The sequence below is a fragment of the Mitsuaria sp. WAJ17 genome (assembly GCF_014174515.1).
Taxonomy (GTDB): domain Bacteria; phylum Pseudomonadota; class Gammaproteobacteria; order Burkholderiales; family Burkholderiaceae_C; genus Roseateles_B.
Genome location: NZ_JACJUG010000044.1, coordinates 1 through 21,981, shown reverse-complemented (window position 1 = coordinate 21,981; position 21,981 = coordinate 1). Strand labels below are relative to the sequence as shown.

22 protein-coding genes are annotated in these 21,981 nt (G+C 67.1%); 9 read left to right on the top strand and 13 right to left on the bottom strand.

What is annotated here, in order from left to right; all coding sequences use genetic code 11:
* The 5 genes from H5407_RS22100 to H5407_RS22080 form a co-directional block, all read right to left on the bottom strand.
* Positions 1–373: branched-chain amino acid ABC transporter permease (locus tag H5407_RS22100; protein WP_404935652.1), on the bottom strand; the 373-nt coding region annotated here is incomplete at its 3' end.
* Positions 374–596: 223 nt separating this feature from the next.
* On the bottom strand, positions 597–1,961 hold the full coding sequence (locus H5407_RS22095) for a replication-associated recombination protein A (protein WP_183106662.1): 1,365 nt from the start codon (positions 1,959–1,961) through the stop codon (positions 597–599).
* A 21-nt stretch (positions 1,962–1,982) separates the two neighbouring features.
* Positions 1,983–2,615 carry an outer membrane lipoprotein chaperone LolA gene (gene lolA, locus H5407_RS22090; RefSeq protein WP_183106661.1) on the bottom strand — a complete coding sequence of 211 codons (633 nt, stop codon included), beginning with the start codon at positions 2,613–2,615 and terminating at the stop codon, positions 1,983–1,985.
* The gene (locus H5407_RS22085; RefSeq protein ID WP_183106660.1) at positions 2,612–4,981 is read right to left on the bottom strand and encodes a DNA translocase FtsK; all 2,370 of its coding nucleotides are present in this window, start codon (positions 4,979–4,981) and stop codon (positions 2,612–2,614) included. Before H5407_RS22085 ends, lolA begins: the two co-directional genes overlap by 4 nt.
* A gap of 76 nt (positions 4,982–5,057) precedes the next feature.
* On the bottom strand, positions 5,058–5,723 hold the full coding sequence (locus H5407_RS22080) for a Crp/Fnr family transcriptional regulator (protein ID WP_183106659.1): 666 nt from the start codon (positions 5,721–5,723) through the stop codon (positions 5,058–5,060).
* Between the two features lie 169 nt (positions 5,724–5,892).
* On the opposite strand from H5407_RS22080, the gene trxB reads away from it, so the two are divergent.
* The 3 genes from trxB to rpmG all read left to right on the top strand — a co-directional run bounded on the left by trxB (position 5,893) and on the right by rpmG (position 7,511).
* The gene (gene trxB / locus H5407_RS22075; protein ID WP_183106658.1) at positions 5,893–6,849 is read left to right on the top strand and encodes a thioredoxin-disulfide reductase; all 957 of its coding nucleotides are present in this window, start codon (positions 5,893–5,895) and stop codon (positions 6,847–6,849) included.
* Positions 6,850–7,075: 226 nt separating this feature from the next.
* Positions 7,076–7,309 (top strand): 50S ribosomal protein L28, encoded by a 234-nt coding sequence (rpmB, locus tag H5407_RS22070; RefSeq protein WP_183106657.1) that lies wholly within the window; start codon positions 7,076–7,078, stop codon positions 7,307–7,309.
* Between the two features lie 31 nt (positions 7,310–7,340).
* Positions 7,341–7,511 carry a 50S ribosomal protein L33 gene (gene rpmG / locus H5407_RS22065; RefSeq protein WP_025564431.1) on the top strand — a complete coding sequence of 57 codons (171 nt, stop codon included), beginning with the start codon at positions 7,341–7,343 and terminating at the stop codon, positions 7,509–7,511.
* Positions 7,512–7,595: 84 nt separating this feature from the next.
* Here rpmG and H5407_RS22060 read toward each other — a convergent pair whose 3' ends face one another.
* From H5407_RS22060 to H5407_RS22050, 3 genes are all read right to left on the bottom strand, one after another.
* Complete coding sequence (locus H5407_RS22060) at positions 7,596–8,090, bottom strand: DUF3016 domain-containing protein (protein WP_183106656.1); 495 nt, start codon at positions 8,088–8,090, stop codon at positions 7,596–7,598.
* A gap of 212 nt (positions 8,091–8,302) precedes the next feature.
* Positions 8,303–9,526, bottom strand: a complete 1,224-nt coding sequence (locus tag H5407_RS22055) for a fatty acid desaturase (RefSeq protein ID WP_183106655.1) — start codon at positions 9,524–9,526, stop codon at positions 8,303–8,305.
* 163 nt (positions 9,527–9,689) lie between these two features.
* Complete coding sequence (locus tag H5407_RS22050; RefSeq protein ID WP_183106654.1) at positions 9,690–10,952, bottom strand: RsmB/NOP family class I SAM-dependent RNA methyltransferase; 1,263 nt, start codon at positions 10,950–10,952, stop codon at positions 9,690–9,692.
* Between the two features lie 67 nt (positions 10,953–11,019).
* Between H5407_RS22050 and H5407_RS22045 the strand changes: the two genes are divergently transcribed.
* A complete protein-coding gene (locus H5407_RS22045; RefSeq protein WP_183106653.1) occupies positions 11,020–11,262 on the top strand; it encodes a DUF1653 domain-containing protein in 243 nt (80 codons plus the stop codon).
* A complete protein-coding gene (locus H5407_RS22040; protein WP_183106652.1) occupies positions 11,259–11,915 on the top strand; it encodes a DUF1345 domain-containing protein in 657 nt (218 codons plus the stop codon). Before H5407_RS22045 ends, H5407_RS22040 begins: the two co-directional genes overlap by 4 nt.
* A gap of 14 nt (positions 11,916–11,929) precedes the next feature.
* Here the strand turns inward: H5407_RS22040 and purN are convergent, their stop codons facing one another.
* A complete protein-coding gene (purN, locus tag H5407_RS22035; protein WP_183106651.1) occupies positions 11,930–12,556 on the bottom strand; it encodes a phosphoribosylglycinamide formyltransferase in 627 nt (208 codons plus the stop codon).
* Between the two features lie 142 nt (positions 12,557–12,698).
* Between purN and trpS the strand changes: the two genes are divergently transcribed.
* From trpS to H5407_RS22020, 3 genes are read left to right on the top strand one after another with little or no spacing between them, the layout of a single operon-like run.
* Positions 12,699–13,691: a tryptophan--tRNA ligase gene (gene trpS, locus H5407_RS22030; RefSeq protein ID WP_220800747.1), complete on the top strand. Its 993-nt coding sequence runs from the start codon at positions 12,699–12,701 to the stop codon at positions 13,689–13,691.
* A gap of 33 nt (positions 13,692–13,724) precedes the next feature.
* Positions 13,725–14,153, top strand: a complete 429-nt coding sequence (locus H5407_RS22025; protein ID WP_183106664.1) for a DUF3717 domain-containing protein — start codon at positions 13,725–13,727, stop codon at positions 14,151–14,153.
* The gene (locus H5407_RS22020) at positions 14,150–15,559 is read left to right on the top strand and encodes an MATE family efflux transporter (RefSeq protein ID WP_310737690.1); all 1,410 of its coding nucleotides are present in this window, start codon (positions 14,150–14,152) and stop codon (positions 15,557–15,559) included. The genes H5407_RS22025 and H5407_RS22020 overlap by 4 nt, the downstream gene beginning before the upstream one ends.
* 56 nt (positions 15,560–15,615) lie before the next feature.
* On the opposite strand, the gene H5407_RS22015 is transcribed toward H5407_RS22020, so the two are convergent.
* The 4 genes from H5407_RS22015 to ettA form a co-directional block, all read right to left on the bottom strand.
* On the bottom strand, positions 15,616–17,055 hold the full coding sequence (locus H5407_RS22015) for an ATP-binding protein (RefSeq protein WP_183106649.1): 1,440 nt from the start codon (positions 17,053–17,055) through the stop codon (positions 15,616–15,618).
* Positions 17,052–17,765, bottom strand: a complete 714-nt coding sequence (locus tag H5407_RS22010) for a response regulator (RefSeq protein WP_183106648.1) — start codon at positions 17,763–17,765, stop codon at positions 17,052–17,054. Before H5407_RS22010 ends, H5407_RS22015 begins: the two co-directional genes overlap by 4 nt.
* 106 nt (positions 17,766–17,871) lie before the next feature.
* Positions 17,872–18,351, bottom strand: a complete 480-nt coding sequence (locus H5407_RS22005; RefSeq protein ID WP_183106647.1) for a Spy/CpxP family protein refolding chaperone — start codon at positions 18,349–18,351, stop codon at positions 17,872–17,874.
* A gap of 193 nt (positions 18,352–18,544) precedes the next feature.
* Entirely contained in the window at positions 18,545–20,209 is a 1,665-nt protein-coding gene (gene ettA / locus H5407_RS22000) for an energy-dependent translational throttle protein EttA (RefSeq protein WP_183106646.1), read from the bottom strand.
* Positions 20,210–20,695: 486 nt separating this feature from the next.
* Between ettA and H5407_RS21995 the strand changes: the two genes are divergently transcribed.
* Positions 20,696–21,981: DEAD/DEAH box helicase (locus H5407_RS21995; RefSeq protein WP_183106645.1), on the top strand; the 1,286-nt coding region annotated here is incomplete at its 3' end.

The window sequence follows — 21,981 nt, the reverse complement described above, 5'->3', positions numbered from 1 at the left end:
GATTGGGCTTCCACACAATCATCGCCAGCGTCTGCAGCAGCAGCGACATGCCCATCGCCGTGATCAGCGGTGCCAGGCGCGGCGCGTTGCGCAGCGGGCGGTACGCGATTTTCTCGATGGTGAAGTTGAGCACCGAGCAGACCACAATGGCGCACAGCAGGCCGATGCCCATCAGCGCCCAGCCCGGCAGACCGGAATCAGCCAGGGCTGTGGCCAGGGTCCAGCTCACCAGCGCCCCGACCATGAGGATCTCGCCATGCGCGAAGTTGATCAGGTTGATGATGCCGTACACCATGGTGTAGCCCAGGGCCACGAGCGCATACATGCTCCCGAGCACCAGGCCGTTGATGATCTGCTGGATGAATGTTTCCATCAAAAAACTCCACTTCCTTGCCGTGCTGAGGAGACGGCGACCGGATCAGGGATGAGCGGGCCCGAGTCCCCAAGGCCCCAAGAAAAAAGCCCGCGACCTTCGAAGCAGCGGGCTGGGGTGCCGGAGGGACTCAGCATATGGGCGCGGATTTTAGGAGTGCGCCACAGAAGCAACCCGCTGGGGATAACCCGCTGGCGCCAGGACCAAAAGAGAGGACCGCGCCTCAGGCTTCGGCGTCGTCGGCCTCGGCATTGAGGCGGCGCAATTCGGCCAGGCGGTCGCCGATGCGGATCTCCAGGCCGCGAGGCACGGGCTCGTAGAAGCGCTGGTCTTCCAGGCCCTCGGGCAGGTAACGCTCGCCCGGGACGAAGGCCCCGGGGAAGTCGTGTGCATATCGGTACTCATGCCCATAGCCCAGGTCCTTCATCAAGCGGGTCGGCGCATTGCGCAGATGCAGCGGCACCGGCCGGCTGGCATCCTGCTTGACCAGGGCCCGCGCGGCTTTGTAGGCGGTGTACACCGCATTGGACTTGGGCGCAATGGCGAGATAGACCACGGCCTGGGCCAGCGTGAGTTCTCCCTCGGGCGAGCCCAGGCGTTCGTAGGTCTCTGCCGCATCCAGGCACGTCCGCAGCGCTCGCGGGTCGGCCAGCCCGATGTCCTCGCTGGCCATGCGGATCAGCCGGCGGGCGATATAGCGGGCATCGACCCCGCCGTCCAGCATGCGGCAGAACCAGTACAGCGCCGCATCCGGGTCCGAGCCCCGCACCGATTTATGCAGGGCCGAGATGACGTCGTAGAACTGCTCGCCGCCCTTGTCGTAGCGCCGCAACTGCTCGCCCAGAGCGCGCTCGAGCTGAGTTTCGTCGATGCTGACCAGACCCGGTGGCGCCAGCTGCGCGGCGGTCTCCACGGCGTTGAGCAGGCGCCGCGCATCGCCGTCGGCGTAGGCGACGAGCCGCTTGGCTGCGGCCTCGCTGAAGGGCGGGCAGCCCAGGGCCGCCTCACCACGCCGGATCAGGGCCAGCAGGTCCTCCTCGTCCAGGGACTTGAGCACATGCACGCTGGCGCGAGACAGCAGGGCGGAGTTGACCTCGAAGGAGGGGTTCTCCGTCGTGGCCCCAATGAAGGTGAAAAGGCCGGACTCCACATGCGGCAGGAAGGCATCCTGCTGGGACTTGTTGAAGCGATGCACCTCGTCCACGAAGACGATGGTGCGCCGCCCCTGGGCCGCCGCGACCTGCGCGCGCTCGACGGCCTCGCGGATCTCCTTCACGCCGCCCAGCACCGCGGAAATGCTGATGAACTGTGCGTCGAAGGCCTGGGCCAGCAAGCGCGCCAGCGTGGTCTTGCCCACGCCCGGCGGGCCCCACAGAATCATGGAGTGCAGGCGCCCCGTCTCGAAGGCCACGCGCAGCGGCATGCCCTCGCCCAGCAGTTGGCGCTGGCCGATGACTTCGTCCAGATGGCGCGGCCGCAGGCGTTCCGGCAGGGGCTGGTAGGCCTTGCCAGACGAGGCCGCGTGGCGCGAGGACTTCGGGGTCTCGGGCGTCGGCTCGTCGCCGAACAGGGAAGCGTTCTCAGACATGGTGCCGCCAGCGCCCTGCCCTCATTGCTCCAGCAGGTCCACGCCCTTGGGAACCTCGAAGCGGAAGCGCTCGGCGCCGATGGGCACATTGGTCTGCAGCTGGCTCAGCTGCATCAGCGAGCGCTGGCCGAAGGCGTCCAGCACCTCCAGCGCGACCAGCTCGCGGCCCTTGAAGCCGATGCGCAGCTGCTGGATGTTGCCGTCCGCCTGGCGCGGCACGGCCAGCACCCAGTCCACGCCAGCCTCGCTGGGCTGAGCCTTGAGCTCGAAATCCTTCTCGACGTTGCCCCCCGCCAGCAGCGCCGCGGGCGTTCCAGACAGGGCCTGGCCGATGCGGCGGGAGCTGGCCTGGTTGAGGTCGGGATCGAAGGTCCAGACCTTTTGGCCGTCGCCCACGATCAGTTGCTCGAAAGGCTTCTGATACTGAAAGCGGAAGAGGCTCGGGCGTTGGAACTCAAAAGTGCCGCTGGAGGTCTTCTTGCGCTTGCCGTCCGGCGCGGTGACGGTCTGGCTGAAGCCGGCGCGGCCGCTCTTCACCTCGCGGACGAAGTCCTTCAGGGACTGCACGGCGTCGGCCTGGGCAAGACCTGACCCCAGCAGGAGGGCCGCTGCGCACAGCAAACGGCGGGAGGGCTTGAAATTCAGGAAGTTCATTCGTCTCGCTTGGGCACGATCAGTTCGCGGCTGCCATTGGTGGCCATGGAGCCGACCAGGCCGGACTTCTCCATCTGCTCCAGCAGGCGGGCCGCCCGGTTGTAGCCGATGCGCAGATGGCGCTGGACCAGAGAGATGGAGGCGCGCTTGTGCTGCAGCACCACGGCCACGGCCTGGTCATACATCGGGTCGGACTCGGCATCGCCACCCCCGGCGCCGCCGCCATCGCTGCCGCCGTCGCTCTCCAGCACGCCGCCCTCGAGGATGCCCTCGATGTAGTTGGGCTCGCCGCCCTGTGCCTTGAGGTACTCGACCACGCGGTGCACCTCGTCGTCGCTCACAAAGGCGCCATGCACGCGGGTGGGCAGACCGGTGCCCGAGGCCATGTAGAGCATGTCACCCATGCCCAGCAGAGCCTCGGCGCCCATCTGGTCAAGGATGGTGCGGCTGTCGATCTTGCTGGAGACCTGGAAGGACAGGCGGGTCGGGATGTTGGCCTTGATCAGGCCGGTGATCACGTCCACCGATGGGCGCTGCGTGGCCAGGATCAGGTGGATGCCGGCGGCGCGGGCCTTCTGCGCCAGACGGGCGATCAGCTCCTCGATCTGCTTGCCCACCACCATCATCAGGTCGGCCAGCTCGTCGATCACGACGACGATGAAGGGCAGGCGCTCCAGCGGCTCCGGCTGCTCGGGCGTGAGGCTGAAGGGGTTATCGATCTTCTCGCCGCGCTCCTTGGCCTCGTCGATCTTCTTGTTGTAGCCGGCCAGGTTGCGCACGCCCAGCTTGGACATGAACTTGTAGCGCCGCTCCATCTCGCCCACGCACCAGTTCAGCGCGTTGCCGGCCTGCTTCATGTCCGTCACGACGGGCGCCAGCAGGTGCGGGATGCCCTCGTAGACGCTCATTTCCAGCATCTTGGGGTCGATGAGGATCAGGCGCACGTCCCGGGCCTCGGCCTTGTAGAGCAGCGACAGGATCATGGCGTTGATCCCCACCGACTTGCCTGAGCCCGTAGTGCCGGCCACCAGGCAGTGCGGCATCTTGGCGAGGTCGGCCACCACGGGGGCGCCAACGATGTCCTTGCCCAGGCCCATGGTCAGCTGCGAGGGCGCGTCGGCATAGATCTGCGAACCCAGGATCTCGGACAGGCGGATGGTCTGGCGCCGTGCATTGGGCAGCTCCAGGGCCATGTAGTTCTTGCCTGGGATGGTCTCGACCACGCGGATGGAGACCAGGCTCAGCGAGCGGGCCAGGTCCTTGGCGAGGTTGACGATCTGCGAGCCCTTCACGCCCGTGGCCGGCTCGATCTCGTAGCGCGTGATCACCGGGCCGGGCGAGGCCGCCACCACGCGCACCTCGACGCCGAAGTCGCGCAGCTTCTTCTCGATCATGCGGCTGGTCATCTCCAGCGACTCAGGCGTGACCGTTTCGACGCGCGGCGGCGCAGCGTCCAGCAGATCGACCTGGGGCAGCTTGGTGTCGGCCAGCTCGCTGAACAGCGTGGTCTGGCGCTCCTTGGCCACGCGGGTGGACTGCGGCACCTCGACCACGGGAGCCTCGATCACGATGGGCACATGCTCCTCGACCACCTGGCGTTCGACCTCGGCCACCTGCTCGCGCTCGCGCTTGGCCTTTTTGCCCACGCGCTTGTCCTCGGCCACCTCGCGGCGATCGACATTGCGCTGGCGGAATTCATCCACGCGGGTGCCGATCAGCTCGGCCAGGCGCATCCACGAGAACTGCAGGGCCAGCGAACTGCCGGCCAGCAGGGCCACGATCCAGACCAGGCCCGAGCCCGCGAAGCCCAGCAGCTTCATGCTCCAGGGGCCCAGCGCATAGCCAAGCACGCCACCCGCATGGGCGCCGGGCAGGCGCGCCTCCCAGCCATAGAGGCGGGTCCATTCGAGCGCGCAGCTGGCGCACATCAGCAGGGCCAGGCCCAGCAGCCAGAGGCCGCGACGCTGCCAGGCGGGGGTGTCGTCGATGACGGGCTCCGTGCGCAGCACTTCAGCCAGGCCGCCCAGCCAGCGGCGCAAGGCCACCAGCATCAGCCACCAGGCGGAATAGCCGAAGCCGAAGAGCAGGAGGTCGGAGACCCAGGCGCCCAGCGTGCCCACGCGGTTGCTCACGTGCTCCCGGCTGCCTGCGATGGAGAAGGCGGCGTCGCCGCGGTCGTGCGTCAGCAGGGCCAGCAGCACCAGGCACCAGACCAGGCCGCCCAGGATCAGCCACAGCGGCGTGCGCAGCGAAGTCGAGGCCGGTGCCGGCACCGGCCTGGCCTTCTTGGACTGTTGGCGCTTGTAGACCTTGTCGGCCGGGGCGGCGTCCTCCACACCCGTCAGGGAACCCAGGGGAAAACTCATCCCGCGATTGTGGCCCAGGAAATGCAGAAGGCCGGGCGTGAGGGGGGCTGCACCTGCAACAGGATTCGCAACAGGATCAGTCGTGCAGGCGTTCCTTGATGACCACGGAGCCGTTCTCCAGCGTCTCGATGACGCCGCGGTCCTCCAGGTCCTTCATCACGCGGCTGACCATCTCGCGGGAGGCGCCAACAACCTTGGCCATGTCCTGGCGCGAGACCTTGCCGCGGATGATCTTGATGCCCTTGTCCTCCTCGGACATGTCCAGCAGGGTGCGGGCCACGCGACCGTAAACGTCCAGCAGGGCCAGGGACTCGATCTGGCGGTCCGCGTTGCGCAGCCGGGCCACCAGGCCGCGCAGGATGCCGTAGGACAGGCTGCTGCTCTCCGGCAGGCAGCGGGCGAACTCGTTGCGACCCAGCACCAGCATGTCGGTCTGGACCTCGGCCCGAACGGTGGCCGAATGCGGCTCCCCATCGATCAGGCTCATCTCGCCGACGTAGTCGCCGTTCTGCAGGACTGCGAGGATGACTTCACGGCCACGGTTGTCGGCCGTCAACACACGGGCCCGGCCATTCAGCAGAATGAACAGCGCGTTGGACTTGGTACCTTGCTCGACCACCACCTCGCCGCGCTTGAAGCGCCGCTTGATCACGCTGTCCGCGATCGACTGCGCCTGGTCAGTCGTCAGCAACGAAAACAAGGGCACGCGACGGATCAGGTCCAGATTGGACAGCATGGCCATGAATGAGCTCCTAAGCTGTGGTCATTGGGGTGGCGTCAGGCTGGCGCCGCTTGACTTCCCTAGAATGGCTGCATTGTGCCAATTAAGTCACGCGCCTCCATAGGGTTTGGCATGAATCGTAGAACCTTGTCCCCTTGTGTGTCCTGACTGCAACCCCAGCTGAGAAGCCATGACTCAAAACACCCGCCATACCCAGTTGCTGATTCTGGGCTCCGGCCCCGCCGGTTTCACGGCCGCCATCTATGCCGCCCGTGCCAACCTCAAGCCCCTGCTGATCACCGGCATGGCCCAGGGCGGCCAGCTGATGACGACCACCGAGGTCGATAACTGGCCGGCCGACGTCATGGGCGTGCAGGGACCGGAACTGATGCAACGCTTCCAGCAGCATGCCGAACGTTTCCAGACCGAGATCGTGTTCGATCACATCAACACGGTGGACTTCTCCCAGCGCCCTTTCGTGCTGAAGGGTGACAGCGGCAGCTACACCTGCGATGCCCTGATCATCGCCACCGGTGCCTCCGCCAAGTACCTGGGCCTGCCCTCCGAGGAGGCTTTCTCGGGCCGCGGCGTCAGCGCCTGCGCCACCTGCGATGGCTTCTTCTATCGCGGCCAGGACGTGTGCGTGGTCGGCGGCGGCAACACCGCCGTCGAGGAGGCCCTGTACCTCTCCAACATCGCCAGCAAGGTGCACCTGATCCACCGCCGCGACAAGTTCCGCGCCGAGCCCATCCTGGTCGATAAGCTGATGGAGAAGGTGGCAGCTGGCAAGATCGAGCTGCATGTCTTCCACACTCTGGACGAGGTGCTGGGCGACCAGAGCGGCGTCACCGGCGTGCGCGTGAAGCACGAGAACGGCGCGACCAAGGACATCCCCCTGCACGGCTGCTTCATCGCCATCGGCCACCAACCCAATACAGACATCTTCAAGGGCCAGTTGGAGATGAAGGACGGCTACCTCATCACCCGCAGCGGCCTGAACGGGTTTGCCACCATGACCAGCGTGCCGGGCGTCTTCGCGGCCGGCGATGTGCAGGACCACGTCTATCGCCAGGCCATCACCAGCGCCGGCACCGGCTGCATGGCCGCTCTGGATGCCCAGCGCTACCTGGAGCAGGCGCAAGGCTGAGCGCAAGGCCCGCCTGCGGGCCCTTTCAGCTCGAAACGGCCGCCGCTGGGCGGCTGTCCCTTTTTCGGCTATACTCTTTGGCTTGCCTGTCGGATGGATCGCCCCTGAAAGCATTCACCTTGTGTGGAGCTTGCAGGTTTAGCAGGCATAGAGCGGTCAATGGGACATCTGGGATCGAGTGAATCGGTTCTTGTGTCTGGTAAGAAAATCGAACCGGAGAAGCGTCATGGCACGCGTCTGTCAAGTCACGGGCAAGAAGCCCATGGTGGGCAACAATGTTTCCCACGCCAACAACAAAACCAAGCGTCGTTTCCTGCCCAACCTGCAGTACCGCCGTTTCTGGCTGGAAACCGAAAACCGCTGGGTGCGTCTGCGCGTGAGCAATGCCGCTCTGCGTCTGATCGACAAGGTCGGTATCGAGCAAGTCGTCGCTGATCTGCGCGCCAAGGGCGAGCTCTGATCTGATCCACTAAGCACCAAGGAGCAACAACATGGCATCCAAAGGCGGACGCGAAAAGATCAAGCTGGAATCCACTGCCGGCACCGGTCATTTCTACACCACGAACAAGAACAAGAAGACCACGCCCGAAAAGCTGGAATTCATGAAGTTCGACCCCAAGGCCCGCAAGCACGTCCTGTACAAGGAAATCAAGCTGAAGTAATTCAGCCCCGGCTTGCAGCCAAAGAAAAACCCGCCATGCGCAAGCTGGCGGGTTTTTTCATGTGCGCCCGACAGGCACTCGGACTCAGCGCGCCTTGCGGCCGAATTCGGTGTCGAACCACTTGTCTATCATGGGCTTCTCGTAGCGCAGCGGGTCCCCGTCGTTGTAGCGGGCGCTGCTGCCGTGGAGGTAGTTCATGTCGGAGAGGCTGGCCTTGCCGCTCTTGAGCTCCTTGCCGCCCTCCAGCAGGACATAGCTGAATTCCATCTGCGGCCAGGTGACCTCGCGCAGCACGCGGATCTCGTCCGGCAGCCGGCGGCGAAAGTCCATCTCACCCGCCCGGTTGATCTCCAGGAGATCGATCCGGAGCGTCTGCCCGGCCGGCAGACGCTCGGCAGCGAGACGCTCGAAATGAGCACTCAGGGCCTTCTGAATGTCCTCGCGCTCGATGGCGCTTCGACCCAGGTCACGGTACTTGTCCAGGGGCTGGAAGTGCATGTCCAGCTCGGCAGCCTGCGCAAAGCCTGCCATGCCCACTCCCGCGACCAGGGCCATCAGGCCGATCTTCCATTGCTTCATGGTCTTCTCCTTTTCATGGTTTGCGACGGAGGCATCCACACCCGGATCCGGACTCGGTGGGCAGGCGCCTCGCAATCAACGCTCGTCACGGCTTCGCGATGACGACTCAGTGAAAACCAGTATATGGACTGACCATGAAAAAAGCGCCCTCCAAGGGGCGCTCTTTACCTGGGCTTCACGCCGGGCAACCCCGGCGCAAGCTCCAGAAACACTCAGGCGCGAGCGGCGCGCAAGTTGATGGAGAAGCTGCGCAACTCCGCGATACCGCTCTCCTCGGCCTTCTTGCACCAAACCTGCAGGTCGCGCACCAGTTGCTCGGCCGAGACATTGGTCCGGGTCCAGAGCTGGCGCAGCTCCTCGCGCATGGTCAGCAGCTTGTCCAGGGCGGGCGACGCGGCGCGGGCGCCTTCGATATCGCCGTGGAAGGCCTGCGGGATGCGGTCGGCATCGCGGTGCAGCCAGCGTTTGGCCTGCTTGAACTGTTGCCACTTGGCGCTGTGCTGCTCGCCCTGGGCCTTCAGGCGGGCCAGCTCGATGGCGCAGGCAGCCTTCAGGTTGCGGCCGTAGCTGGCCATGATCTCGTAGCGGTTGGCGATGATGGCTTCCAGCGTGGCCTTGTCGGCTTCGGCCTTGAGTTCGCCCAGTTTCAGCTGCGGCGCGGTCTTGCGGACCTTGGCCCAGCCGATGATCTCCATGGCGCGGATATAGCCCCAGCCGATGTCGAACTCGAAGGGCTTGACCGAGAACTTGGCCGAGGTCGGGTAGGTGTGGTGGTTGTTGTGCAGCTCTTCGCCGCCAATGATCAGGCCCCAGGGCGAGATATTGGTCGAGGCGTCCTGGGCCTCGAAATTGCGATAGCCCCAATAGTGGCCCAGGCCGTTGATCACGCCGGCGGCCCAAATTGGGATCCACACCATCTGGATGGCCCAGACGGTGGCGCCCAGGGCGCCGAACAGGGCCAGGTTGATGATCATCATCAGGGCCACGCCCTGCCAGCTGTAGCGGCTGTACAGCTTGCGCTCGATCCAGTCATCAGGCACGCCGTGGCTGTACTTCTCCAGCGTCTCCTGGTTCTTGGCCTCGGCGCGGTAGAGCTCGGAACCGCGCAGCAGCACGGTATCGATGCCGCGGGTGACAGGGCTGTGCGGGTCGTCCTCGGTCTCGCACTTGGCATGGTGCTTGCGGTGGATGGCCACCCATTCCTTGGTGACCATGCCCGTGGTCAGCCAGAGCCAGAAGCGGAAGAAATGCGAGGGGATTGGCCCCAGGTCCAGGGCGCGGTGCGCCTGTGCGCGGTGCAGGAAGATGGTCACGGCAGCGATGGTGATGTGGGTCACCACCAGCGTGTAGAGCACGATCTGCCACAGGCTGGCACCCGTCAGGCCGTCGCTCAGCCAGTTGACGAGCACGTCGCGCACGAAAATCAATTCATTCATTCAGTCCGACCTCTGCCCCTTTGAGAAGCGTCATGGAGATGTCAAAAAGCGCCTCGATTGTAGGTGAGGCGCCCTAAATCGCCTCTTGATCTAAATCTAGTGCTCAGACAGCGGCGCGCCTTATTGGCGCTTTTGAGCGCCGCGCAAGGACCCCACAGGCCGCTCAGGCCTTGCGTTCCCAGATGGCGGCGAAGAAGCCGTCCACTTGATGGCGATGCGGCCACAGGCGGATGAAGCCCTGCTCGCACAGACTGGCGGCCTGGGACACATGGGCCTTCTCCAGCACGGTCGCGGCATCCAGCGGCTGGAAATCCGGGTGGGACTCGCTGAAAGCCTGGGCGATGACTTCGTTCTCGGCGTCCAACAGGCTGCAGGTGGCGTAGACCAGGCGACCGCCCGGCTTGAGCAGGCGGGCCGCGCTGTCCAGGATGGCCTTCTGCTTGGCCTGCAGCTCCACCACCGCCTGGGGCGACTGGCGCCACTTCAGGTCCGGGTTGCGGCGCAGGGTGCCCAGGCCCGAGCAGGGCGCGTCCACCAGCACGCGGTCGATCTTGCCGGCCAGGCGCTTGATGCGATCGTCGCGCTCATGGGCGATCTGGGCGGGGTAGACATTGGACAGGCCGCTGCGCGCCAGACGCGGCTTTAGCGACTCCAGCCGGTGGCCGGAAACATCGAAGGCATAGAGACGGCCCGTGTTGCGCATGGCAGCGCCCAGGGCGAGCGTCTTGCCGCCAGCGCCGGCACAGAAGTCCACCACCATCTCGCTGCGCTTGGCGTCCAGAGCCAGGGCCAGCAGCTGACTGCCCTCGTCCTGCACCTCCAGAGTGCCACTGGTGAAGGCCTCCAGCTTGTTCAGGGCGGGCTTGCCCTGCACACGCAGGCCCCAGGGCGAATAGGGCATGGGCTCGGCCGCGATGCCGGCCGCCTTCAGCTGAGCCTGGACGTCCTCGCGCTTGGCTTTGAGGGTGTTGACGCGCAGGTCCAGAGCGGCTCCCTCGTTCATCGCGGCCGCCAGGGCCCAGAACTCAGTCTCGCCCAAGCGGGCCAGCAGGGGCTCGGCCAGCCACTCCGGCATGTTGTGGCGCAGCTTGGGCGCCAGGCTTGCAACATCGACCTGCCGAACCTGCTGGAGCCATTCCTGCTCCTGCGGCTTCAGCACGCCCTTGAGGCCCGCATCGCCGCCCGCCCAGGCCAGGATGGCCAGGCGGCGCTCCAGCGGACCGGCGCCCGACTGGGCCAGGCTCTGCAGCAAGGGTTTCTGGCGCAGCACGGCATAGGTGGTTTCGGCCAGGGCATGGCGCTCGCGCTGACCCAGGGCCTTGTTCTTGCGAAAGAAGGCAGAGACGACGCCATCGGCAGGCGCGTCGAACTTGAGGACCGAACGCAGCAGTTCGGTGCAGAGGTCGAGAAGGGCATTAGGATGCATCGCCGGATTATCCCAGGCCCGAAGACCGCCGCCGCGCCCCTGGGCGCCGCCTCCACAGGATCCTGCCATGAGCACCAAGCCCGCCCCCGCTCCCCTGCCCCCCACACCCCCGGGCCGTTACCGCCATTACAAGGGCCAGGATTACGAGGTCCTGGGCGCCGTGCGCCACAGCGAGACCGAGGAAGTCCTGGTGCTGTACCGCCCGCTGTACAACAACACCGGCCTGTGGGTGCGCCCCCATGCCATGTTCTTCGAGCACCTGGAAGTCGATGGCCAGATGAAGCCCCGCTTCACGCTGATCGGCGAATGAGCAGCCACCGCCCGAGGGTCCCCTGGCGCCCGCGCGTCCTGATCGGCCTGGGGCTGGGTGCGATGCTGGCCGTGCTGTGGCCCACGCCCCTGCCCCTGGTCACCCGCCTGCTGCTGGGCTGGAACGTCGGTGTCTGGACCTATGTGCTGCTGGTGCTGGTGATGATGGGCCGGGCGGATGCCCGCCAGCTGAAGCACCGGGCCCTGGGCATGGGCGACGGCGTGCCGGTGATGCTGATGCTGGCCGTGGCCGGCGCCCTGGCCATCCTGGCCGCACTGGTCACGGAAATGAGCCAGGTGCGCCATGGGAGCAATGTGGTGGCGGGCTGGCCCTATCTGCTGCTGGCGCTGTCCACGGTGGCCGGCACCTGGTTGCTGCTGCCCATCGAGTTCTCGCTGGCCTATTCGCAGCTCTACCACCGCGGCGGCACGGCGCCGCACGGCCTGGAGTTCCCGGGCGAGAACAAGGACCTGGACTACTGGGACTTCCTGTACTTCTCCATCACCCTGGCCGCAACCTCGCAGACCTCGGACGTAGTGATCAGCTCGCGCCCCATGCGCCGCCTGGTGACCATCCAGGCCCTGCTGTCCTTCGTGTTCAACACGGGCGTGCTGGCTCTGTCCATCAACCTGCTGGCCAGCCTGCTGGGTTGAGGCGGGGGACGTCCTCAGCTGAAGGACTGACTCTCGCCGGCCAGCTGCCGCACGCGCGAGCCCTGCACGGCGATCTGGCCGCTGACGAACCAGCGCACGGCGGCAGGGTACATGCGATGCTCCAGCTTGAGCACACGCGCGGCCAGGGCACCGGCATCATCGCCATCCAGCACAGGCACCACGGCCTGGGCGACCATGGGGCCGTGGTCCAGCTCGGCGGTCACGAAGTGCACCGTCGCCCCGGCGAAGCGGCAGCCCGCCTCGATGGCGCGCTCGTGCGTGTGCAGGCCCGGAAAGGCCGGCAGCAGCGAAGGGTGAACGTTGAGCATGCGCCCTTCATAGTGCCGCGTGAAGCCAGGGGTGAGGATGCGCATGAAGCCAGCCAGCACCACCAGGTCCGGCGAGAAGCCGTCGATGACGCGGGCCAGCTCGGCGTCGAAGGACTCGCGATCCGGATAGGCCTTGTGGTCCACCACGGCCGTGGCCACCCCCTGCGAGGCGGCGAACTGCAGGCCCGCAGCGTCCGGGCGGTTGCTGATCACGGCGGCAATGCGGGCCGGCCAGCCCTCTGCGGCGCAGGCCTTGACAATGGCCTCCATGTTGGAGCCACGGCCGCTGATCAGGATCACGATGTTCTTCATGGGGCGCAAGTGTAGCCAGGGCCCGGGTTGACGACCGTCATGGCCGGGCCCGACTCCCTACAATCGCGGGCTTCCTTCCGGCGCCCGCCTTGCCGCGGTGCACCTCAACAGGCCGACCACCTCCATGAGCGACACCCCCACCCTGCCCCGCCAGCGCGTGCTCTCCGGCATGCGCCCCACCGGCGCCCTGCACCTGGGCCACTACCACGGCGCGCTCAAGAACTGGGTGCGCTTGCAGCAGGCCTACGACTGCTTCTTCTTCGTCGCCGACTGGCATGCCCTGACCACGCACTACCAGGACAAGTCCGTCGTCGAGCGCAATGTCTACGACATGGTGGTGGACTGGCTGGCCGCCGGCCTGGACCCCGAGCAGTGCACGCTCTTCATCCAGAGCCGCATGCCCGAGCACGCCGAGCTCTTCACCCTGCTGGCCATGAGCACGCCGCACAGCTGGCTGGAACGCATGCCCAGCTACAAGGACCAGGTAGAGAAGAATCGGGAGTTGGCCACCTACGGCTTCCTGGGCTACCCACTGCTGCAGGCGGCCGACATCCTCATCTACAAAGCCGCCTTCGTGCCCGTGGGCGAGGACCAGGCCGCGCACGTGGAAGTCACTCGCGAGGTGGCGCGTCGCTTCAACCACCTTTACTGCGCCGACGCGCCCATCCTGCCCGAGCCCCAAGCCCTGCTGACCGAGACCTCGCGCCTAACCGGCCTGGACGGCCAGAAGATGAGCAAGAGCTACGGCAATGCCATCGCCATGCGCGAAGCGCCCGAGGTGGTGGAGGACAAGATCCGCAAGATGCCCACCGACCCTCAGCGCGTGCGCCGCGGCGACCCTGGCGAGCCCACGCGCTGCCCGGTCTGGGAGTTCCACAAGCTCTACTCCGACAGCGACACCCGCGCCTGGGTCGAGCAGGGCTGCCGCAGCGCCGGCATCGGCTGCCTGGACTGCAAACAGCCCGTCATCGAGGCCATCCAGAAGGAGCAAGCCCCCTGGCGCGAGCGGGCCGACGACTACCTGGCCAATCCCAAGCAGGTGCACTGGATCGTGGAGGTCGGCACCGAGCGGGCCCGCGCCGTGGCTCGCAAGACGCTCAAGGAAGTGCGGCAGGCCATGGGCCTGGCCTACTGAGTGCCCACTGAAGAAAAACGCCCGCTGCAGTCTATGGCCGGCATCCACATCACCGACATCGAGGCCGCCATCAACTGGTGGCGCCAGCGCGAGCCCGGCGACGGGCTCAGCGCCTGTCCGCCCGTCCAGGCCCTGGCCGAGGTCTATGCCCTGCTCGTCTACCACCGCGACAGCGAGTGCGACGAGGACACCATGCCGCCCGCTGCCCGCGAGGCCTGGCTGCGCTGGTACAACAGCACGCCGGACGCACCCTGCATCGCCATCTGCTCCACCAGCCAGGGCGACGAGCTTTGCAAGGGCTGCGGCCGCACGTTCGACGAGGTTCAGAACTGGCCGGTGATGACACCCGCCGAAAAGCGCGTCACCTGGCGGCGCATCAGCCTGGAAGGCACAGCCTGGCGCTTCAACCGCTATGCGGAGCGCGCCCTGGAGCGCAAGGACGGCGGGGGCGAGACGCCGTGAAGGCGGCCCTGGGCCGGCGTCGATACGGCAGCCTCAGCCGCATCCTGCCCCTGGCCTGGCCGGTCTTCATCGGCCAGCTGGCGGTGCTGGCCTACTCCACCATCGACACCCTGCTGGTGGCCCGCTACGCCGCCCTGGACCTGGCCGCCCTGGCCGTGGGCAACGCCATGTACACGAGCGTGTTCGTGGGCCTCATGGGCGTGATCCTGGCCGTATCGCCCGTGGCGGCCCAGCGCTTCGGCGCGCAGGACCACGAGGGCGTGGGCGACTGCCTGCACCAGGCGGCCTGGCTGGCGCTGGCCTTGACGCTCATCGGCGAGCTGATCCTGCTCTTCCCCGCCCCCCTGCTGGCCCTGGCCCGACCCGAGCCCGCCGTCGAGGCCATCGTGCGGCGCCACCTGCATTTCCTCGGCCTGGCGCTTCCGGCAGCCCTGCTCTTCACAGCCTACCGCGGCTTCAACACCGCGGTGTCACGCCCCAAGGCTGTGATGGCCCTGCAGGTGGGCGGCCTGGCACTGAAGCTGCCGCTGAGCGCGAGTCTGATCCACGGCCTGCCCGCGGTGGGCCTGGCGCCCATGGGCGCACCGGGCGGCGCGCTGGCCACGGCCCTGGTGGTGTGGTCCCAGCTGCTGCTGGGCCTGTGGGTGCTGCGGCATGACCCGCATTACGCGCCCTTCGGCCTGCAGCGGGGCGGCCTGCATTCGCCGCGCCCGGCCCTCATTGGCCGGCTGCTGAGACTGGGCCTGCCCATGGGCGCGTCCATCCTCATTGAGGTGACGGGCTTCACCTTCATGGCGCTCTTCATCTCGCGCCTGGGCGCCACCTCGGTGGCAGGGCATCAGCTGGCGGCCAATCTCGTGGCCATGATGTTCATGCTGCCCATGGCCCTGGGCAATGCCACGGGCGCCCTGGTGGGCCAGCGCATCGGTGCGCGCGACTTCGCCGATGCGCGCCGCCTGGGCTGGCACGGCCTGGAGATCGCCCTGACCTTCTCGCTACTGATGGGGGGGCTGATCTTCCTGCTGCGACGGCAGGTGCTGTCGCTGTACACGCCCGACCCGCTGATCCTTGCCGCCGCCCTGCCCTTGCTGCTGTGGGTCTGGCTCTTCCACGTGGGCGACGCCTGCCAGGCCATCGCGGCCTCGGTGCTGCGGGCCCACCACGTGGCCCTGGCGCCCATGCTGGTCTATGCCGTGGCGATCTGGGGACTGGGGCTGGGCGGAGGCTACTGGCTGGCCTTCGCGCCGCCTGACTGGCTGCCGGACTTCTGCCGGGGTGCCAGCGGCTTCTGGCTGGCCGCCAGCCTGGGTCTGCTGCTGTGCTCCGCTGGACTGGTCGCCCTGATGGCCTGGGTGCATGGCCACGAACGCCAGGAGTCCAGCGAGAGCGCCAGCACCCTGGCGTGACCAGTGGGGTCAGGTCTTGCGCGGGGCGTTACCCGGCCGGGTCACGCAGGGCGGGGTCAGGTCTTGAGCGGCAGGCTCAGCACGAAGACGCTGCCGCCACCCTCGCGGGCCTCGCAGCGCACCGAGCCGCCGTGGCGCTGTGCGATCTGCTTGACCAGGCTGAGGCCCAGGCCCACGCCGCCGGCCTGCTCGGCATGGCCGGGCAGGCGGTAGAAGGGCTCGAAGATGCGCTCGCGCAGCTCTTGCGGCACGCCCGGGCCGCGATCGGCCACCCGCAGCTCCAGCAGGCTGCCGCTGCGCTTCATGGCCAGCTCGACGCTGCCGCCGCCGTAGCGACGGGCGTTCTCGAGGAGGTTGCGCAGGGCGCGGCGGATCAGTCGCTCCTCGCCCAGCAGCCGCAGGCATGAGTCCTGCTCATCGCTCAGCAGCTCGGCGCCGCTGCGCGCGCATTCCTCGGCCGCCACGGCCAGCACATCGACAGCCTCCTGCTGTATCTGCTGGCTGCCGCTGTCCAGGCGGCTGGCGAGCAGTACCTCCTCGACCAGGGCATCCAGCTCGGCGATATTGGTCTGGATCTCCTGCTTGAGCTTTCGACGCTGAGCCTCGCCGGCATCCTCGAACATGGCGAAGGCCATCTTCAGGCGCGCCAGGGGCGAGCGCAGCTCATGGCTCGCATTGGCCAGCAGGTTCTGGTGCGAGCGAAGCAGGGTCTCGACGCGCCCAGCCGCCTCGTTGAAGCTGCGGGCCACAGCCGCGACCTCGTCATTGCCGCTGGCATCGACGCGATGGCTCAGCTGCCCGTCGCCAAAGGTCTGCACCCCGGCCTTGAGCGCCTCCAGGCGGCGGGTCAACCGCCTCACCACGGGAAAGGCGCCGGCCGCGATGCCCACGAAGAGCAACACCAGCACGATCAGCAGACCCTGGCCATGCAGCAGGCGCGGCCCCAGCAGCACCGGACCGCCCCAAGGGGCGTCCTCGCGACGCAATAGGGCGGCCGAGGGCGGGCGCTCGGGGTTCTCGCCGGCGTTGCGGCGGGCATCCGGGCGCGGGTCCGGCCGTGAATCCGGCCTCAAATCCCGCCGCCCCTCGCCGGTCTCCGGCCGCAGGCCCGGCGGCCGTGCCAGGCGGATGAAGGCAATGTGCCGACCGTCGTCCAGGGTGATCTCGACCTGGCGCTGGCCCGGCACATCCTCGCGGCGCTCGAAGAGCTCGGAGGCACCGATGCGCTTGCCCTGCGCATCTTGCAGCGCGAGGGCCATGCGCAGGCGCTGGCCCCATTCCTCGATGGCACGGGCCTGCAGCTCGCGCGGCGCGTCTGCCGGAGGCAGGGCGCGCTGCAGCAGCACGGCCATGGCCTGCCAGCGTTCGCCGGCGGCCACCTCGGCGTTGCCGCGTTCCTGTTCGATCTGGCGCTGGAACAGCCAGCCGGCCCCCAGGGCGAAAGCCGCCAGCACCACGATGACGGTGAGATAGATTCGCCAGTAGAGCGACTTCACGCGTGGCCTTCGGCGTCCTGCTTGCGCGCGAACACGTAGCCGGCCCCGCGCACCGTCAACACGCGGCGAGGTGTCTTGGGATCGTCCTCGATCACGGCGCGGATGCGCGAGATGTGCACGTCGATGGAGCGGTCGAAGGCTTCCAGCGGATGGCCCTTCAGCGAATCCATGATCTGGTCCCGCGAGAGCACGCGCCCCGGGCTCTGGGCCAGCACGACCAGCAGGTCGAACTGGTGGCTGGTGAGGTCGCAGGGCTTGCCGTCCAGGCGGGCCATGCGGGCCGCGAGGTCGACCTCCAGGCGGCCAAAGCGCAGCACCTCCACGCCCTGCATGTCGGGCTCGGCCCGGCGCAGCAGGGCCTTGACGCGGGCCTGCAGCTCGCGGGGCTCGAAGGGCTTGGGCAGGTAGTCGTCCGCCCCCAGCTCCAGGCCCAGGATGCGGTCCATGGGTTCGCCCCGCGCCGACAGCATCAGCACCGGCAGGCGCTTCAGGCGGGCGTCGCGGCGCAGCTCGCGGCAGAAGTCCAGGCCGTCGCCGTCGGGCAGCATGATGTCCAGCACGGCGAGGTCATAGACCCCCTGCTCCAGCTTCTGCCGTGCCGTGGCCAGGTTGGGTGCCACATCGATCTCGAAGCCGGCCGCCTGGAGGTAGTCGCCCACCATGTCGGTGAGGCGGGCATCGTCGTCGATCAGCAGCAGTCTGGAATTCATGGCAGGCAGATGGCTGGCGCAACGGGCGCGGCTCGAGATCCGGTCGCCCTGGTTCGGGGGAGAGGTGTAAGCCTGAAGCATAAGCGCAGTCCTCGCCGGTCCGGGATCACTGGCCGCCGCGCGACTTCATGTGCTCGGCCATGCGGGCCTGACGCTGCTTGAGCTTGGCGGCCAGTTTGGTGCGCTGCTCGGGCGTCAGCACGCGGGCGACGTCGATCATGGCCTGGCTCATGCGTTTGGAAACCTGCTCATGCACCGCGCTGCCCTTCTGGCGCAGGGCCTCGATGGCGGCGGCGTCCACATTGGTGGCGGCGAACAGGGTCAGGCCTTGCTCATGCAGGCTGCGCAGGGTCTCGTGCTGGGTCTTGAGCTCGCTGCGGGCGGCGTCCATGATGGTCTTGATCTGGGTCCGCTGGGCGTCGGTGGCGTCCACCAGGTCCAGCATGTGCTCGACACGGCCGCCCATCAGGGGCCCCATGCCCTGGCCGCCCATGCCGGGATGGTGCTGGGCCTGGGCTGCGCCGGTGACCAGGGCAAGGGCCATGGCGGCGGCGGGGATAAGGTGCTTCAACTTGAGGCTTCGCATACAGATACTCCGTGCTGGGGTTGGTGACTCCAGTGTCTGTAGGGCCGGTAAGCCCCCCATGCCAAGGGCGTGAAGAAGCGTAAAGAAAGCGCGGGCCGGTATGTCGGACCGCCGGTGGCCGGAAACGAAAAGAGGTCCGCAGCGGGACCTCTTCTGTGCATGGCAGGCCGGGCAGAACCCGCCCGGACCAAGATCAGCGGATGGGTTTGAAGCGCACGCGCTTCGGGCGGGCTCCTTCCTCGCCCAGGCGCTTCTTCTTGTCGGCCTCGTACTCGTGGAAGTTGCCGTCGAAGAAGAACCATTGCGAGTCGCCCTCGCAGGCCAGGATGTGGGTGCAGATGCGATCCAGGAACCAGCGATCGTGCGAGATCACCATGGCCGAGCCGCCGAACTCCAGCAGGGCCTCTTCCAGGGCGCGCAGGGTTTCGACGTCCAGGTCGTTGGAGGGTTCGTCAAGCATCAGCACGTTGCCGCCCTGGGCCAGGGTCTTGGCCAGGTGCAGGCGGCCGCGCTCACCACCGGAGAGCTGGCCGACCATCTTCTGCTGGTCATTGCCCTTGAAGTTGAAGCGGCCGATGTAGGCGCGGCTGGGCATCACGAACTTGCCCACCACGATGTTGTCCAGGCCGCCGGAGACGTCCTCCCAGACGGTCTTGTTGGCGTCCAGGCTCTGGCGGCTCTGATCGACGAAGGCCAGCTTGGCGGTCTTGCCGATCTTGACCGTGCCCGAATCCGGCTGCTCCACGCCCTGGATCATGCGGAACAGCGTGGACTTGCCGGCGCCGTTGGGACCGATGATGCCGACGATGGCGCCGGGCGGGACCTTGAAGCTGAGGTTGTCGATGAGCACGCGGTCGCCGAAGCTCTTGGTGACGTTCTCGAACTCGATCACTTCATTGCCCAGGCGCTCGGCCACGGGGATGAAGATCTCGTTGGTCTCGTTGCGCTTCTGGTATTCGACGTCGCTCAGCTCCTCGAAGCGGGCCAGGCGGGCCTTGCTCTTGGCCTGGCGGCCCTTGGCATTGGAGCGCACCCACTTCAGTTCTTCCTTCATGGCCTTGGCGCGGGCGTCTTCCGACTTCTGCTCCTGCTCCAGGCGGCGTTCCTTCTGGTCCAGCCAGTCGGAGTAGTTGCCCTTCCAGGGAATGCCGTGGCCGCGGTCCAGTTCAAGGATCCACTCGGCGGCGTTGTCCAGGAAGTAGCGATCATGGGTGATGGCCACCACGGTGCCGGGGAAGCGCTGCAGGAACAACTCCAGCCATTCGACGCTTTCGGCGTCCAAGTGGTTGGTGGGTTCGTCCAGCAGCAGCATGTCGGGCTTGGACAGCAGCAGGCGGCACAGGGCCACGCGGCGCTTCTCACCACCGGACAGCACGCCGATATTGGCGTCCCAGGGCGGCAGGTTCAGGGCGTCGGCGGCCAGCTCCAGCTGCAGATCGGTGTTCTCGGAACCAGCGGCGGCGATGATGGCCTCCAGCTCGCCCTGCTCGGCGGCCAGGGCGTCGAAGTCGGCGTCCGGCTCTGCATAGGCGGCATAGACCTCGTCCAGGCGCTTCTTGGCGGCCAGCACGCCGCCGATGCCTTCCTCGACCGCCTCACGCACGGTCTGATCCGGGTTCAGCTTGGGCTCCTGCTCCAGATAGCCGATCTTGATGCCGGGCATGGGGACGGCTTCGCCCTCGATTTCCTTATCGACGCCGGCCATGATCTTCAGCAGCGTGGACTTGCCCGAGCCGTTCAGACCCAGCACGCCGATCTTGGCGCCGGGGAAGAAGGACAGGGAGATGTCCTTCAGGATGTGACGCTTGGGGGGAACCGTCTTGTTGACACGGTTCATCGAGAAAACATATTGGGCCATGGCTTACTCAGGGTTGAGTGCAGGTGGAAGATGCGGAATTCGGGCCGCTGCGGCAACGCCCGGAGGCAAGCTGCCGCGGCAGCAGGGTGGGGGCCGGCGAATCGGCGCGGGCCCCCTCCAGGCGATCCGCGGCGACCCGCGGCGGCTCGGGCTCGGGCGCACTCGCGGTACGCCTCGCCCGGCCCGCGGCTCGCCCGGACCAAACCGCTATTGTCGCAGCTTCCGGCCCAGCTCCGCCCGTCGCGGCACCGTCGCGCCTCCATGCAGCCGGAGCCGGTCGAATCCGTCACGCGCCCTTCTTGGCAATATCGGCCCCTGCTGGCCGGGTCGCGACCTATAATGGCCTCCGACGCTACGGCTCACAGTCTTGCCGTGGCGTCATTTTTTTTGAGCTCAAGCACCCGCCCAGCCCGGCCCGAAGACTGGCGTCGCACACAATGCGGCGCGGCCAGGCATAGAGCGGCTGGCGTGCGAATACAGCAGTCAATGAGTTTTGATTCCCTGGGCCTGGCCGAGCCCCTCCTGAAGGCCATTGCCGACGCCGGCTACTCCACCCCCACCCCCATCCAGAGCCAAGCCATCCCGGCCGTTCTGAAGGGCGGCGACCTGATGGCAGGGGCGCAGACCGGCACCGGCAAGACCGCAGGCTTCACCCTGCCCTTGCTGCACCGTCTTGCGGCCCAGAAGCCCGTCCGGGATGCCCGTGGTCGCATCGTCATCCGTGCCCTGGTCCTGACGCCCACGCGAGAGCTGGCGGCCCAGGTCGAGGAAAGCGTGCGCCTGTACGGCAAGTACCTGCCCCTGACGTCCATGGTGATGTTCGGCGGCGTGGGCATGCAGCCGCAGATCGACCGCCTGCGCAAAGGCGTGGACATCCTCGTGGCCACCCCCGGCCGCCTGCTGGATCACGCCCAGCAGGGCACGCTGGACCTGTCCCACGTGCAGATCCTGGTGCTGGATGAAGCCGACCGCATGCTGGACATGGGCTTCATCCATGACATCAAGAAGGTGCTGGCCCTGCTGCCGCAGAAGAAGCAGAGCCTGCTCTTCTCGGCCACCTTCAGCGACGACATCAAGGCGCTGGCCGATCGTCTGCTGAACCAGCCCGCCCTGATCGAGGTTGCCCGCCGCAACCAGACCAACGAGTCCATCGCCCAGAAGATCCATCCGGTCGATCGCGACAAGAAGAAGGAGCTGCTGGCCCACCTGATCCGCCAGGGCGACTGGCACCAGGTCCTGGTCTTCACCCGCATGAAGCATGGCGCCAACCGCCTCGCCGAGTACCTGAACAAGGAAGGCATCTCGGCCATGGCCATCCATGGCAACAAGAGCCAGGGCGCGCGCACCAAGGCGCTGTCCGAGTTCAAGGCCGGCACGCTGCAGGTGCTGGTGGCGACCGACATCGCGGCCCGCGGTATCGACATCGACCAGCTGCCCCACGTCGTCAACTATGAGCTGCCCAACGTCCCCGAGGACTATGTGCACCGCATTGGCCGCACCGGGCGCGCCGGCGCCAAGGGCGAAGCCGTGAGCCTGGTCTGCGTGGACGAGAACGGCTTCCTGCGCGACATCGAGAAGCTGATCAAGCGCGAGGTCCCGCGCGAGGTGGTGCCCGGTTTCGAGCCTGATCCCAATGCCAAGGCCGAGCCCATCGTGCTGGGCCGCATGGTGCTCAACGGCGGCCTGGGCGGCGGCGCCGGCCGAGGTGGCCGCAGTGGTGGTGGTGGCCGCGGCGGCCGCCCCTCGCAGCCGCGTGGCGACGCCCCACGTGG